This is a genomic window from Actinacidiphila sp. bgisy145, assembly GCF_057708125.1.
In genome coordinates this window covers 186,084-200,636 of the sequence record NZ_JBYIRL010000012.1, presented here as the reverse complement: position 1 = coordinate 200,636, position 14,553 = coordinate 186,084, and the positions used below count along the sequence as shown (strand labels likewise).

Genomic DNA, 14,553 nt, shown 5'->3' with positions numbered 1-14,553 from the left:
AACTCGCCGCCGCCCTCGTGGCCGTTGTAGTGGTAGACCGCCACCTCCTTGGGGCCGGCGTACTCGTGGTAGGCCGCGAAACAGGTGGAGGGCGGGCAGATCTGGTCCATCATCGCCACCGAGAACAGCGCCGGGGCGGTGGCGCGCGGCGCGAAGTGCAGGCCGTCGAAGTGGTCCAGTTCGGCGAACAGGGCTTCGGCGCGCTCCCGGTGCAGCGCGAGGTAGGCGGCGATCTCGGTGTACGGCGGCAGCGCGGCGCGCTCGGCGCCGCGCCGTATGTGGCACAGGAACGGGACGTCCGGCATGGCGCCGGCGAGCCCCGGCACCAGGCCCGCCACCGCCAGCGCGATGCCGCCGCCCTGGCTGAAGCCGGTGACCACGACGCGGTCGGGGTCGACCTCGGGATGGCTGCGGGCGGCGGCCACGCAGCGCACCGCGTCGGTGAGCAGCCGCCGGTAGTAGTGGTCGTCGAGGCGGCCGGTGCCGCGGGTGAGGAAGCCCGGCACCGGGCCGTCGCCGCTGCCGCCGCTGTCGGGGGTCGCGCCCGGCGCCGCGGACCAGCCCTGGCCGCGGGTGTCCATGACCAGGTGGGCGTAGCCGGCCGCGGCCCAGGTGAGGTTCTCGTGCGGCAGGCCGCGGCCGCGGCCGTAGCCGAGGTACTCCACCACGCAGCCGAGCGCCCCGGCCGGGGCGGCGGGCAGCCGCAGCCAGCCGCGGACCGGCTCGCCGCCGTGCCCGGAGAAGGTGACGTCCAGGACGCGTACGGCGGCGAGCCCGGCGTCCACCGGGTCGAAGCGCGGTGGCCGGGCGGCCTGTTCGGCCGCCTGGAGGGTCCGGGCCCAGAACGCGTCGAATCCGGCGGGCGCGGGTTGCCGGGCGCGGTAGTCCAGGCACTCCGCCAGGGTGAGGTCGGTCAGGGGCATGCCGGCTCCTCGCGAGGAAGATGGCGGGACATCTGATGTCTGATGTCTCTGTCCGGCGGGAATCTAGGCGGAGCCTTCGGCGGCGTCAAGCCGGTGCTTGGTGCGCCGGGGCGCGACGAGCGGCGTCTCGCGGGAGGCGGGGGCCTTCCGGCGTGGGGTTCCCTCCTGCGGTGCGGCCTGTTCGGCCCCGGCCTCCCGGGTTGCGCCGTCCTGCGTTCCGCCCCGCATTCCGCCGTCCTGCGCACCGGCCGTCCGCGCGTCCGCGATCCGGCGGCGGACCGGCGTGTAGTGGTCGGAGACGGCCGTGGCGAAGGCCGCCGCGTCCCGGGCGCGGGCGGCCTCGACGATGCGGCGGTGGTGGTGCACGGTCTCGACCTCGTCGGCCCGGCTGATCCCGTTCAGGTGCGGGGCGACGATGATGTACACGTCCCAGAACGCGGCCGAGAGCTGGCCGATCAGTTCGTTGCCGAGCGGGGCGACCAGGAGCGCGTGGAAGGTGCGGTCGGCCTCCACGAAGCCGGTCCCGTCGCCGCTGCCGGATGCCTCCATGTCGCTGACCAGGCCGTCGAGGGTGTCCAGGTCCGCGGTGTCGAGCGCGGCGACGATCCGGTCGGCCATGCCGCGCTCGAACAGCTCCCGCATGTCCGCCAGGTCCAGCATCAGCTGCATGTCGTCGTCGCGGTCCAGCAGGCCGCGGAAGGTCAGGTTCTCCACCAGCGCCGACAGCCCGAGCCGCCCCACGTAGGTGCCGTGGCCGCGGCGCACCTCGACGATGTCGAGGACATCCAGGGTCTTGACGGCCTCGCGAATGCTGGAGCGGCTCGCGTCCAGTGCCTCGCACAGCTCGTTCTCGGTCGGCAGAGGGTCGCCGGGACGGAGCCCGTTGTCCAAGATGTAACGTTTGATGCCTTCGCTGACCTCGTGCATCAGCAGACGGCGCCCCCGCCCGCTGCCGGAGTTGCGACTTGCGTCCACCCCTTGACCCCTCTCGTCCTGACGACTACGGTCCACCCTACCAGGCATCAGACATCTGATGTCCTATGTTGCGCAGGGTGTTCTCGATGTTCGGCTCACCCGCGCCGGAAAGCCACCCGGCGGCCGCCCAGCGGCCGTGCGGCGGCTCCGCCCGGCCGCCCGGCCACCGCCCGCCCCTGCTGCTTCGCCTTGCCGTCCCTTCCTGTTCCGGAGGTTCCTGTGTCTTCTCGACGGACGCCCGCCAGAGTCGATCGCCGCGCATTCCTGCGGTATTCCGGGGCGGTCGGCGCGGCCGCCGCCTTCACGGGCACCCTCGCCGCCTGCGGCGGCCCCGCCTCGACCACGCGAAGCGGCGCCGCCACCGACGGCGGCGCGGGCGGCGACACGATCACCGCGGGCATCTCGTACGCGCTCTCCACCGGCTTCGACCCGATGACCTCCTCCGGCGCCACCCCGGTCGCGGCCAACTGGCACATCTTCGAGGGACTGGTGGACCTCAACCCGGTCGACCTGTCGGCGCGCCCGGCGCTGGCCACCGCGATGCCGGCCAAGGTGAACGCGACGACGTACCGCGCCACGCTGCGCGAGGGCGCGACCTTCCACGACGGCTCCGCGGTCACCGCCGACGACGTCGTCTTCAGCGTCGAGCGCATCCTCGACCCGAAGAACGCCTCGCTGATGGCGCAGTTCCTGCCCTTCCTCGACGCCGCCCGCGCGGTCGACACGCACACCGTCGAGTTCACGCTGAAGTACCCCTTCGCGCTGTTCCCGTCGCGGATATCGGTGGTCAAGGTCGTCCCGAAGAAGATCGTGCAGGCCGACGAGAAGGCGTTCGACGCCGAACCGGTCGGCTCGGGTCCGTACGCGCTGGTGTCGGCGACCCGTGAGGACAAGATCGTCTTCAGGAAGTACGCCAAGTACAACGGACGTTACCCGGCCAAGGCCGCCTCGATGACCTGGAACCTGCTCTCCGACGCCTCCGCCCGGGTCAGCGCGATGGAGTCCGGCCGCGTCGAGGCCATCGAGGACGTGCCGTACATCGACATGGCCGGCCTGAAGCGCACCTCCACGGTCGAGTCGGCCGCCTCCTTCGGCAACCTCTTCCTGATGTTCAACTGCGCCAAGAAGCCGTTCGACGACCCCCGGGTGCGCCAGGCCCTGCACTACGCGCTGGACACCGAGAAGATCATCGCCACCGCGATGTCCGGGCAGGCCACCGCGGCCAGCGGCTACCTCCAGCCCAGCCACCCCGACTACGTCAAGGCGAGCACGGTCTACGGCCACGACCCCGCCAGGGCCAGGGAACTGCTGAAGGCCGCCGGCGTCAGCGCCCTGAAGGTGACCGCGCTGACCACCGACACCTCCTGGGTGCAGGACATCGCGCCGCTGGTGAAGGAGAGCTGGGACGCGGCCGGCGTCAGGACCACGCTCGACATCGGCCAGTCCTCGGCCCAGTACGCGAAGGTCGACACCGGCGACTACGACCTGCTGGTCGCACCCGGCGACCCTTCGGTGTTCGGCAACGACGTGGACCTGCTGATGCGCTGGTTCTACGTCGGTACCTGGCCGCAGACCCGCTACCACTGGTCGGGCACCGCCAAGGGCAAGCAGGTCGTCTCGCTGCTCGACCAGGCCGCGCGCAGCGCCGACACCACCGCGCGCACCGCCCTGTGGGCCCAGGTCAACGACATCGTCGCCGACCAGGTGCCGCTCTACCCGATCCTGCACCGCAAGCTGCCCACCGCCTGGAACAAGTCCGCGCTGGCCGGGTTCAGCCCGGTGCCGACGACCGGGCTGTCGTTCCTCGGTGTGTCCCCGTCCTGACCCGCGGGGCCGGCTCCTGCCGCACCAGCCGCCGGCCCGCACCGTTCGTCGTCCAGGACCTACCGCTAGGAACACCCGATGTTCGCATTCCTCCGGCTCGCGCTGCGCCGCGTGGCGATCATGCCGGCGATGATCCTCGGCATCACCCTGCTGGTCTTCGTCGTGCTCCAGTTCTCTCCCGCGGACCCCGCCTACAACGCGTTGGGGGAGAACTCGACCGCCGCCGCCCGCGCCGCGTTCGCCAGGGCGAACGGGCTCGATGACCCGCTGCCCGTCCGCTACTACCACTTCATCGTCCAACTGCTGCACGGCAACCTCGGTGTGACGGTGCCGCCCAGCCAGCCGGTCGCCCACCGCATCGCCGTCGCCTTCCCGCTCACCTTGCAACTGACGCTGCTGGGGCTGGCGCTGGCGATCGTGCTGGCCGTCGTGCTCGGCGTCGTCGGCGCGGTGTACCGGGACCGCTGGCCCGACCACGTTATCCGGGTGCTGTCGATGGCCGGAGTCGCGGTGCCGTCGTTCTGGCTGGGCGTGCTGCTGATCCAGCGGTTCGCGCTGGACAGCCCGCTCTTCCCGACCGGGGGATACGTCAACCCCGGCGACTCCTTCACCGGCTGGCTGAAGTGCATGACACTGCCGTCGATCTCGCTCGCGGTACCGGTCGCGGCCTCGCTGGCCCGGCTGATCCGCACCTCGATGGTCACCGAACTCGACCGCGACTACGTCCGCACCGCCACCGGCAACGGCCTGCCACCGCTGCTGGTCGTACGCTCCGTGCTGCGCAACGCGCTGGTCACGCCGCTGACCGTGCTGGGAGTCAAGGTCGGCTACCTGCTCAGCGGCGCGGTCGTCATCGAGACGATCTTCGACCTGCCGGGCATGGGCAAGCTCATCCTGGAGGGCGTCACCGGCGGCGATGTCGCCCTGGTGCAGGGCACCGTCCTGACGATCGCGCTCGCCTTCCTGGTCGTCAACGTCGTCGTCGACCTGCTCTACCTGCTGGTCAACCCGCGCATCAGGACGGTGTGAGATGTTCCTGTTCACTGGCCCGCGACGCATCGTGGCCACACTCTCGCGCCCGGGCATCCGCCTGCGCGCCCTGCCCACGGCCTCGCGGATCGCGCTCGCCGTGCTGGTGGTCGTGGCGCTCGCCGCGATCTGCGCACCCCTGATCGCGGACAACCCGCTGACCACCGGTGTGCCGGTCGACGCGCCGAGCGTCCACCACCTGTTCGGCACCGACCGGCTCGGCCGCGACATCTTCGCCCGGGTCGTCTACGGCGCGCGCTACTCCCTGGTGATCGGCCTGGGTTCGACGGCCGTGGCCGTCCTGGCGGGCGCGCTCCTCGGGTCGCTCGCCGCGACCTCGCCCAAGTGGGGCGACGAGACGGTCATGCGGGTGCTGGACGTGGTGATGTCCTTCCCGCCGATCGCGCTGGCAGCCGTCCTGGTCACCGTCTTCGGCTCCAGCGTGCCCGTCCTCATCCTCACCATCGCCTTCGTGTACGTGCCCTCGCTCGCCCGGGTGGTGCGCGCCAACGTGCTCGCGCAGTACGGCGAGGACTACGTGGCCGCGGAGAAGGTCATCGGCGCGCGGCGCGGGTACATCGTGGTGCGGCACGTGGCGGTCAACTGCGCCGCGCCCGTCATGGTGTTCGCGACGGTGCTGGTCGCCGAGGCGATCATCTTCGAGGCGAGCCTGTCGTTCATCGGCGCCGGGGTGCAGGACCCCGAGCCGAGCTGGGGCAACGTCCTGTCGTACGGCCGGCAGATCCTGCTGTCGGGCGGCTGGTGGGCGACCTTCTTCCCCGGGCTGGTGCTGCTGGTCACGGTGCTGGCGCTGAACGTGCTGTCGGAGGGGCTGACGGACGCGTCGGCGTCGCCGGGGGCCGGGGCCGAGGCGGGCGCCGCTGCGGGGGGCGGCAGCGTGCAGGCCGCCTCCGGGGGCGGTTCCGCGAAGGGCGGCGCTGCCGAGGCCACCGCGGTGGAAGGCGGCGACGCCCGCGCGGCCGTCGAGCGCAGTCTCGTCCTGCTCGCCGAGCGGATGACCGAGCGCCCGCCGGCGATCCGCCCGGTCGCGGCCGACGCGCCGGACCTGCTGGCCATCCGCGACCTGGCGATCCGCTTCCCCGACCGGTACGGCGACGTGCCGGTGGTCGACGGCATCTCGCTGACCGTCCGCGAGGGCGAGACGCTCGGTCTGGTGGGGGAGTCCGGCTGCGGCAAGAGCATCACCAGCCTCGCCGTGATGGGCCTGCTGGCCCGCAACGCCGAGGCGAGCGGCTCCATCGCGTACCGCGGCCGGGAACTGCTCGGCATGGCTCCCCGGCAGCGCCGCGCTCTGGCCGGCAGCGAGATCGCGATGGTCTACCAGGACGCGATGTCCTCGCTCAACCCGTCCGTGCTGGTCGGGCGCCAACTGCGCCAGCTCACCGCACGCGGCGGCACGCGCACCCCGGCCGAACTCCTCGAACTGGTCGGCCTGTCGCCGGACCGCACCCTGCGCAGCTACCCGCACGAGCTGTCCGGCGGCCAGCGCCAGCGGGTGCTGATCGCGATGGCGCTGTCCCGCAGCCCGCGGCTGCTCATCGCCGACGAACCGACCACCGCGCTCGACGTCACCGTGCAGGCCCAGATCGTCGAACTGCTGGTCCGGCTGCGGGACGAGCTGGGCTTCGCGATGATCCTGGTCTCCCACGACCTCGCGCTGGTCAGCGGGCTCGCCCACCGGGTCGCGGTGATGTACGCCGGGCAGGTCGCCGAGACCGGCGACACCCGCGCGCTGCTCACCGACCCCGCCCACCACTACACGCGCGGGCTGCTCGGCTCCGTCACCTCGCTGGAGTCGGGGGCGGCCCGGCTGCACCAGGTGCGCGGTGTGGTGCCGGCGCCCCAGCACTTCGGCGCCGGCTGCCGGTTCGCGTCCAGGTGTGACGCGGCGACGGAGCTGTGCCGCACGGCGGCGCCGGTGCTGGGCGGCCGCGCGGCCGGGGAACCGGCGTCGGCACCGGCCCCGGCGGGCCCGCACGGCTTCGCCTGCCACCACCCGGCCGAACCCGTACTGCTGCAAAGGAGCGGACGATGATCCGGCTCGAAAACGTCCATGTCCGGCACCGGGCCCGGGGCGGCGGCCTGTTCGGGCACGACCACGTCCACGCCCTGACCGGGGCCGAACTGACCGTGGACCGCGGTGAGATCGTCGGACTGGTCGGGGAGTCCGGGTGCGGCAAGTCCACGCTGGCCCGGGTCCTGACGGGCTTGCAGCGGCCCACGGAGGGCAGGGTGCTCTTCCGCGGTGAGGACCTGTGGAGTCTGCCCGCCGCCCGGCGCCGTACCGAGTTCGGCGCGTCGGTCGGGGTGGTCTTCCAGGACGCCTCGACCGCGCTGAACCCGCGCATGCCGGTGGGCCGTATCCTGCGCGACCCGCTGGACGTGCACCGGCGCGGCACGGTCCGCGACCGGGAGCGCCGGGTCGTCGAACTCCTCGACCTGGTCGGGCTGCCCGCCCACACGGTGCAGGCGCTGCCCGGTCGGCTCTCGGGCGGGCAGCGCCAGCGGGTCGCCATCGCCCGGGCACTGGCGCTGGGGCCGGAGCTGATCGTCGCCGACGAGCCCACCAGCGCGCTGGACGTGTCGGTCCGCGCCCAGGTGCTCAACCTGCTGATGGACCTGCGCGCCGAACTGGGCCTGGGCATGGTCTTCATCTCGCACGACATCCAGACCGTCCGGCACCTCTCCGACCGGCTCGCGGTGCTCTACCTCGGCCGGATCGTGGAGGAGGGCCCGGCGGCGGAGGTCTCCAGGACACCCGCCCACCCCTACACCGAGTCGCTCTTCTCCGCGACGCCCAGCCTGCTGGAGACCGTCGATCGGATCGTGCTCAACGGGCCGGTCCCGTCCGCCATCCGCCCGCCGAGCGGCTGCCCGTTCCGTACCCGCTGCTGGAAGGCGGACGACGCGTGCGCCGACGTCTTCCCGGCGCCGACCGAGGACGGCGCGCACCGCTGGCACTGCGTCCACCCGCAGAACTCCGCGCCGGCCGTCGCGCCGGCCGCCGCGCCGGTCGACGCACCTGATGCCGCGCCGAGTCCCTCCGCCCATCCCGCATCCCGTCCCGTATCCCACCCCGCATCCCGTCCCGCGTCGGCGGACACCGACCCCGCCACGCGGCCCGCCACAAGGAGCAGTTCGTGAAGCCCCGCACCGCCCCCTTCTCGGGAGTCATCCCGCCCGTCGTCACACCGCTCACCGCCGACGGCACCGTCGACACCGTGTCGTTGGAGCGGGTGGTCCGGCACCTCGTCGACGGCGGTGTCGACGCCCTCTTCGCGCTGGGCAGCTCCGGCGAGGTCGCCTACCTGACCGACGACCAGCAGGACACGGTCCTCGACGTGGTGGTCAAGACCGCGGCGGGCCAGGTGCCGGTGCTGGCGGGCGCCATCGAGACCACCACCAACAAGGTGATCGAGCGCGCCCGGTCGGCGGCCGCGAAGGGCGTCGAGGCGATCGTGGCGACGGCCCCCTTCTACACCCGCACCCACCCCACGGAGATCGACCGGCACTTCCGGCAGATCGCCGCGGCCTGCGAACTGCCGCTGCTCGCCTACGACATACCGGTGTGCGTGCACAGCAAGCTCTCCCGCGAGCTGGTGCTGGCGCTGGCCGCCGACGGCGTCCTGGCGGGTGTGAAGGACTCCAGCGGCGACGACGTGTCCTTCCGCCAACTCGCCCTCGACCTGCGCGGGCAGTCCGGGTTCGCGCTGCTGACGGGGCACGAGGTCGTCGTCGACGCGATGCTGCTGGGCGGCGCCGACGGCTCGGTGCCGGGCCTGGGCAACGTCGACCCGCGCGGGTACCGGCGGCTGCACGACGCGGCCGCGCGCGGCGACTGGGACGCCGCCCGCGCCGAACAGGACCGGCTGGCCCGGCTCTTCCGCATCGTCGAGGCGGCCGACCCGGCGGACGCCTCCGGGACCGCTGCCGGACTGGGCGCCTTCAAGACCGCACTCGCCGTCCTCGGGGTGATCGCCGCCAACACCGTCAGCCCGCCGATGCGCCCGCTGACCGCGGAGGAGACCGGCCGCATCGCCGCCATCCTCGAAGAGACGGGGCTGCGGTGACCCTGCTCGCCGGTGTCGACATCGGCGGCACCAAGACGGCCGCCGCCCTGATCACGCCCGACGGCACGCTGCTCGACCGCACCTCGCTCGCCACCCCCGCCGCCCAGGGGCCTGCCGCCGTCCTCGACGCGGCGGCCCGGGCGGTGGCCCGGCTCGGCCGACCGGTGGCCGCCGTCGGCGTCGGCAGCGCGGGCGTCATCGACCCGCACACCGGCCGCGTCCGCTCGGCCACCTCCGCGCTGCCCGGCTGGGGCGGTACCGACCTGCGCGGGCAGCTCGCCGCCCGGCTCCAGGTCCCGGTCGCCGTGGACAACGACGTCAACGCCCACGCGCTCGGCGAACACTGGCTCGGCCGCGCCGCCGGCCACACCTGCGTCCTGCTCCTCACCGTCGGTACCGGGGTGGGCGGGTGCGTCCTGATCGGCGGCCGCGTCCACCACGGGGCCGGCGGCGCGGCCGGCGAGGCGGGCCACCTGCCGGTGCCGGCCGCGGCCGGACTGCCCTGCCCCTGCGGCGGCCGCGGCCACGCGGAGGCCGCAGCCTCCGGACCGGCGATGACCGCCGCCTACCGGGAACTCGCCGGGGCCTCGGGCGCGACCCTTCCGGACGTCAACTCCCTTGCTGAGGAGGGCGATCCGGTCGCCCGCACCGTCCTGCGCACCGGTGCCACCGCGCTCGGCGAGGCCATCGGCGGCCTGGTCAACCTCCTCGCCCCCGACCTCGTCATCCTCGGCGGCGGCGTCAGCCGCTCCGGCCCCTTCTGGTGGGACCCGCTGCGGACGACCGTGGCCGCCCACCTCCTCCCCGCGGTGGCCGCCACCCCGGTGCTCGCCGGCGCCCTCGGCGACGACGCGGCGCTCTACGGTGCCGCTTACCTCGGACGGGAGGTGCTGGTGTGAGCGGCACCGACGGCCTCCTGCCGGGCCCCGGAAGCACGGGTGGAGGGCACCGGTCACGTGACGGCGTCCTGGAACGCCTGCGCGGGCAGCTGATCGTCTCCTGCCAGGCGTACCCGGGGGAGCCGCTGCGCGACCCGCTGATCATGCGTCAGATGTCGCTCGCCGTACTGACCGGCGGCGCGGCCGGCCTGCGCGCTCAGGGCCTGGACGACCTGCGCGCCATCCGCGCGGTGACCGATGTCCCGCTCATCGGCCTCTGGAAGGACGGCACTTCGGGCGTCTACATCACCCCGACCGTGCGGCACGCCCGCGAGGTCGCGGCGACCGGTGCGGACATCGTGGCCGCCGACGCGACCTTCCGCCCGCGGCCCGGTGGCGAGAGGCTGGAGCAGACCGTCGCCGCCGTCCACCAGGACGACCGCCTGTTCATGGCGGACGTCTCCAGTTATGAGGAGGGCGTGCGGGCTGCTGAACTCGGGGCCGACCTGGTCGGCACCACTCTTTCCGGGCACGTCGGTGACGCGCCCCACCCGGAGGGGCCCGACCTCGAACTCGTCGCCCGGTTGGCGGCGGTGCTGTCCGTCCCGGTCGTGGCCGAGGGCCGCATCCACACTCCCGCGCAGGCCCGCGCCGCCCTGGACGCGGGTGCCTTCGCGGTGGTCGTGGGCACGGCCATCACCCACCCGACCAGCCTCACCCGCTGGTTCGCCGAGGGGATGGGGCGGCCCGCCGGATAGGCGAAGTGTGCGGGTGGGGACGGGGACGCCTGCCTACTCGCCGCTCAACTCGACGAGTTTGAGCACCGTGTTCCAGTTGCGCGCGGTCGCGGCCAGGCCGAGCCAGCGGTCCGAGAAGCGGGCGGCCAGCTTGGAGTTGCGGATCGAGTCCGGGAAGTGGGCGTAGATCTCGCGCTCACCGGCCCGGAACTCGTCGGGGGCGTAGACGGCCAGGTCCAGGGTGGCCAGCTTGTCCTGGGGCGGCGGCCCGGACAGGAAGATCACCAGGAACCGCGAACCGTTCACACCCTCCATCGGGAACGGGTTGGCGTCCACCACGCGGCGCAGGTCCGTCGCCGCCCGGACCATGCACGTGATGGTGAGCCCCAGCTCGTTCGCGATGCGCTGCTCCAACTCCGCTTCCAGACGCCGCGGTTCCTCCTCCTTTCCGTGGGTGAAGACGGCATTGCCGCTTTGCAGGTAAGTGCGCACCGCGGTGCCGCCCATGTCGGTGAGCCGGCCGCGCAGTGTCTCCATGGGGACGCGTCCGTGGCCCCCGACGTTGATGCCGCGCAGCAGCGCGACGTAGCGCGTGGCGGACGGGTCCGCGGTGCTCGCGAGGTCTGCGGTGCTCGCGGGGTCCGCGGGGTCCGCGGTCTTCGGTGAGAGCGGCGTCCTGGGTTTCGTCACCTCCGTAAAGGTAGTCGTGAGGGTGCGTGGCGGTGGTGTTCCGCGCTGCGCAAGGGCGTTGCGGGTGCGCGGAGGGGAGCGCGGGCCGGTGCGCGGATGCGGGTGCGCCCGGGCGCGCGGGTGCGCGTACAGAGGAGTGCTGCGCGTGTGGGGGTGCGGCCCGGGGGCGGGGGTGATTCGGGCACCACCGCGATCCGATCCGCTGTAGGTCTGTTTTTCCTGAATCCATGCGGACTATGCCGGATGTCCCTCTTTCGAGGTAGGGCACGTACGCCGGAACGGTTCGGCGCGGCCGGCGGTCGTTAGCTTCGCGGCCATGAGCAGCAGCCCCCAGCGCCCGATGATCACCGAACTCCGGCTGTCGGCCTTCAAATCGCACCGCGGTGCCACTTTCCCGCTCGACCCGGTCACGCTTCTTTCCGGGCCGAGCGGCACGGGCAAGTCGAGCGTCCTCGAAGGTCTGGCCGTACTCGGCCGCCTCGCCTCGGGGGCCGATCTGCAAGGGGTGTTCGAGGTGTCGCGCACCGGCAGGTCGTTCATCCGCGGGGGAGCGGCGGCCTGTGTGCCGCAGGACGCGAGCCCCGACGCGCAGGGGCGGCGCGGCTTCCGTATCGGCTGCACCGCCGACGGTGTGCTCGGACCGGTCCGGCTCGACCTGGCCGTGCAGGTCGAGCCGACCTTGCGGATCGTCGGCGAACGGCTGAGCGGCCTCGGCGAGACCCTTCTGACCACGGCGCTGCGCAACCCCGCCCGCCCCACTGTCCAGGCGGCCTGGCACACCGGCGACGCCGTCGCGGTCATCCGCGCGCCTCTCCCCGACGACCGGCTCGCCACGCCGATGCTGCCGCTGCGCGTGTCCGGCAGCACCGAGGGGCAGCAGAAGGTGCTGGCGGCGGCCGAGCAGATGGTCGTCGCGCTGCGCGGCGTCTTCCCGGTCGTGCCGCGTCCGGAGGTGATGCGCGGTCCGGTGCGGGTGGGTGACGGGCGGCTGCGCGGTTCGTGCGACAACCTGTCCGCGGTGCTGGCCAGGACCGAGCACGAGTGCAGCATCCGGCACGGGCTGCTGGTGGGTGCGGTGCGCGAGGTGTGCAGTGGGCCGGTGCACGGCCTGACCGCGCTGCCCGCGCTGATGACCGGGGGCGCCCGTGAACCGCTGGTCGAGGCGGTGATCGCCGCGGTGGACCGCGGCGGGCTCGGCATGGTTCCGGTCGACCGGCTCGGCGACGGCGAACTGCGTTTCCTGGCGCTGGCGCTGGTGCTGCTGACCGGGCCCGGCGTGCTCGACGTGGACACCAGCACCGAGCATCTGCCGGCCGGTCAGGTGCTGACGGTGGTGGCCGACGGGCTGGACGTCGGCGTCGACCGGCGACAGGCCCGGGAACTGCTCCGGCTGGCCGGGCTCGCCTCCGCCCGCGGCCACATCCGGCTGCTGGGCACCGTGCAGGACCCCTCTCACCTGGAGGACGCCGAAACCATCGACAGGGCCCTGCTCGTGGAGCTGGGGGCAGGGTCGGAGGTGGCGCGGATGACGCGGAAGAGGAAGAGGGCGGTGGAGGAGGAAGCAGCGTGCGGGGAGGAGGGCGCTGACACGGCCGTGGAGGGGGCCGCGGATCTCGGTGGTCTAGGGCCGGGCGGTGGGCCTGGGGCGGGGGATGGCGGGCCGCGTGAAGAGGCGCCGTGCGGAGGCGGACCGGGGCGAACGGACGGTGCGGGGGAGGCGGGAGCGGCCGGGCCGACGGATGTCGGGGATGCCGGGGGTGCCGGGAACGTAGGGGCGGTCGGGGAGGCCGGGGAGGCGGTTGCGGGGTCCACCGGTTCCGCGGGCGGCGCTGATCGGAAGGGGCCCGCGCCCGCGGGAACCGTCAGGGAGGAGCGGGTGCCCGCGCAAGCCGGTCCGGACCGGCGGACGTCGTCGGCGGGCGCGCCCACCGTGAGGCCGCCGGCGGAGCCCTCTCCTTCTCCTTACGGCGGGCCGCCGTTCGACCGGGTCGGGCACGACGACTTCGGGTACTCCGGTTTCGGGAGCGACGAGTCCTGCGGCTACGGCGATGCCGGCTACGACGACTCCGGGTACGGCGACGCCGGGTACGAAGGGCCCGACGACCGCGGCTTCGAACCCGGCGACTACGTCCACACCGAAACCGTCGACGACGTGCCCGGCCACGCGGAACCGGGATGGCTCGACACGGCGTTCGTCCCCGCCCCCGCTGGACAACTTCCCGCTGGACAACTCCCCATTGAGCAACTTCCGGTTGGGCAACTTCCCGCCGCGATCGGCGCCGGACGGGAGAACGGCGCGGACAGCGGATCGGCGGCGCGGTACGAGGGGGAAGGCGACGGGCGCGGTGACGATGAGGTAGACCGGTCCGTGTGACCGACCGACACGATCTCGCCGAACTCCAGCAGCGCCTGGTGGACTTCGCGGCCAGGCGCCGCTGGGAGCCCTTCCACACGCCGAAGAACCTCGCCGCCGCGCTGAGCGTCGAAGCCGCCGAACTGCTGGAGATCTTCCAGTGGCTGACCCCCGAGCAGTCGGCGGCGGTGATGTCCGGGGAGGGGGACGGAGGCGGCGGTGGAGCGTCGGCGGCCCGCGTACTGGACGAGGTCGCGGATGTCCTGGCGTATCTGCTGCAGTTCTGCGCGGTGCTCGACATCGACGTGCTGGCCGCGCTCTCCGCGAAGATCGACCGCAACGAGCTGCGCTTTCCGGTGCCGGAGCTGGTGCCGGAGCAGGTACCGAAACCGGCGCCGGCCGAGAGCGGTGGACAGAAGCCCGCTGATCCCTCGGACGAGTGACCGAGTTATCCACAAGCCAGAAGCTTTCCACAGTTCCGAATTTTCCTCTTTCCAGGCACTTGCGCCGTGTCACTCTGAGTGACATGAGACGGCGGCACGGAGTCGTCGTGCGAGTGCGTGAGAAGGGAAGAGGACATGGACGCTGCACGGCTCGTGGCGGAGGCGGAGCGGGCGATGAGCCGCGATCCACAGCCTGAGGACGTCATCGCCGAGGCATGGCAGGCGTACGAGTTGACCGAGGCTATCGGACGGCTGCTCGCGGAGATGTGGGGACGCGCGGCCGAGGGCGCGACCGGGCCCATGCGGCCCGGGGAGCGCGGGGCGACGCGCGACCCAGGGCGTACGGTCTCGCGGGCCGGGCCCGTGCCGGTCGTCTCGGCCACGCGGGTCGGCCCGCCCAGAGCCGCGCGGTTGAGCACGATCCGCGAACCGGCCGACACCCTGCGGGCGCTGCGCACCCTCCTCGGCGAGATCGGGCTCGCCCTGGTCGCGCTGATCTCCTCGGCGTGCGACGAGGAGACCTACTGGGAGTGCGTCGAAGCGCTTGACGCGGTCGACGAGGCGAAGGACCGGGTCCATGTGCTCGCGCGTGCCGACTCGGGGTGACGTG

General features: G+C 73.1%; 11 protein-coding genes and 2 pseudogenes. 10 read left to right on the top strand and 3 right to left on the bottom strand.

Annotated elements, in window-relative coordinates:
- Positions 1-923 (bottom strand): acetylxylan esterase (locus AC3ERT_RS13870; protein ID WP_435174252.1); only part of this gene is annotated, 923 nt, incomplete at its 3' end.
- Between the two features lie 240 nt (positions 924-1,163).
- Positions 1,164-1,850, bottom strand: a pseudogene (locus AC3ERT_RS13865) (FadR/GntR family transcriptional regulator); the annotation flags it as partial.
- 267 nt (positions 1,851-2,117) lie between these two features.
- Here AC3ERT_RS13865 and AC3ERT_RS13860 point away from each other — a divergent pair.
- From AC3ERT_RS13860 to AC3ERT_RS13830, 7 genes are all read left to right on the top strand, one after another.
- Positions 2,118-3,722, top strand: a complete 1,605-nt coding sequence (locus AC3ERT_RS13860; RefSeq protein ID WP_435174250.1) for an ABC transporter substrate-binding protein — start codon at positions 2,118-2,120, stop codon at positions 3,720-3,722.
- A gap of 78 nt (positions 3,723-3,800) precedes the next feature.
- A complete protein-coding gene (locus AC3ERT_RS13855; protein WP_335979036.1) occupies positions 3,801-4,751 on the top strand; it encodes an ABC transporter permease in 951 nt (316 codons plus the stop codon).
- 1 nt (position 4,752) lies between these two features.
- Positions 4,753-6,807: a dipeptide/oligopeptide/nickel ABC transporter permease/ATP-binding protein gene (locus tag AC3ERT_RS13850; RefSeq protein ID WP_335979038.1), complete on the top strand. Its 2,055-nt coding sequence runs from the start codon at positions 4,753-4,755 to the stop codon at positions 6,805-6,807.
- The gene (locus AC3ERT_RS13845; RefSeq protein ID WP_435174248.1) at positions 6,804-7,916 is read left to right on the top strand and encodes an oligopeptide/dipeptide ABC transporter ATP-binding protein; all 1,113 of its coding nucleotides are present in this window, start codon (positions 6,804-6,806) and stop codon (positions 7,914-7,916) included. Before AC3ERT_RS13850 ends, AC3ERT_RS13845 begins: the two co-directional genes overlap by 4 nt.
- Positions 7,913-8,842 carry a dihydrodipicolinate synthase family protein gene (locus AC3ERT_RS13840; protein WP_435130118.1) on the top strand — a complete coding sequence of 310 codons (930 nt, stop codon included), beginning with the start codon at positions 7,913-7,915 and terminating at the stop codon, positions 8,840-8,842. The genes AC3ERT_RS13845 and AC3ERT_RS13840 overlap by 4 nt, the downstream gene beginning before the upstream one ends.
- Positions 8,839-9,741, top strand: coding sequence for an ROK family protein (locus AC3ERT_RS13835; RefSeq protein WP_435174247.1), 903 nt, complete (start codon positions 8,839-8,841; stop codon positions 9,739-9,741). The genes AC3ERT_RS13840 and AC3ERT_RS13835 overlap by 4 nt, the downstream gene beginning before the upstream one ends.
- A complete protein-coding gene (locus AC3ERT_RS13830) occupies positions 9,738-10,478 on the top strand; it encodes an N-acetylmannosamine-6-phosphate 2-epimerase (RefSeq protein ID WP_435174245.1) in 741 nt (246 codons plus the stop codon). Before AC3ERT_RS13835 ends, AC3ERT_RS13830 begins: the two co-directional genes overlap by 4 nt.
- A 33-nt stretch (positions 10,479-10,511) precedes the next feature.
- Here the strand turns inward: AC3ERT_RS13830 and AC3ERT_RS13825 are convergent, their stop codons facing one another.
- The gene (locus AC3ERT_RS13825; RefSeq protein ID WP_435174243.1) at positions 10,512-11,147 is read right to left on the bottom strand and encodes a DUF1697 domain-containing protein; all 636 of its coding nucleotides are present in this window, start codon (positions 11,145-11,147) and stop codon (positions 10,512-10,514) included.
- A 316-nt stretch (positions 11,148-11,463) separates the two neighbouring features.
- On the opposite strand from AC3ERT_RS13825, the pseudogene AC3ERT_RS13820 reads away from it, so the two are divergent.
- The 3 genes and pseudogenes from AC3ERT_RS13820 to AC3ERT_RS13810 form a co-directional block, all read left to right on the top strand.
- Positions 11,464-12,627, top strand: a pseudogene (locus AC3ERT_RS13820) (AAA family ATPase); the annotation flags it as partial.
- A gap of 890 nt (positions 12,628-13,517) precedes the next feature.
- On the top strand, positions 13,518-13,943 hold the full coding sequence (locus AC3ERT_RS13815; protein ID WP_435174241.1) for a nucleotide pyrophosphohydrolase: 426 nt from the start codon (positions 13,518-13,520) through the stop codon (positions 13,941-13,943).
- 135 nt (positions 13,944-14,078) lie between these two features.
- On the top strand, positions 14,079-14,549 hold the full coding sequence (locus AC3ERT_RS13810; RefSeq protein ID WP_435130104.1) for a DUF6099 family protein: 471 nt from the start codon (positions 14,079-14,081) through the stop codon (positions 14,547-14,549).
- Positions 14,550-14,553 lie beyond the last annotated feature (4 nt).

Excerpts from the sequence above, each read along its gene's own strand:
- AC3ERT_RS13855 (WP_335979036.1), top strand. The coding sequence starts at position 3,801 with ATGTTCGCATTCCTCCGGCTCGCGCTGCGCCGCGTGGCGATCATGCCG.
- AC3ERT_RS13850 (WP_335979038.1), top strand. The coding sequence starts at position 4,753 with ATGTTCCTGTTCACTGGCCCGCGACGCATCGTGGCCACACTCTCGCGC.
- AC3ERT_RS13845 (WP_435174248.1), top strand. The coding sequence starts at position 6,804 with ATGATCCGGCTCGAAAACGTCCATGTCCGGCACCGGGCCCGGGGCGGC.
- AC3ERT_RS13810 (WP_435130104.1), top strand. The coding sequence starts at position 14,079 with ATGGACGCTGCACGGCTCGTGGCGGAGGCGGAGCGGGCGATGAGCCGC.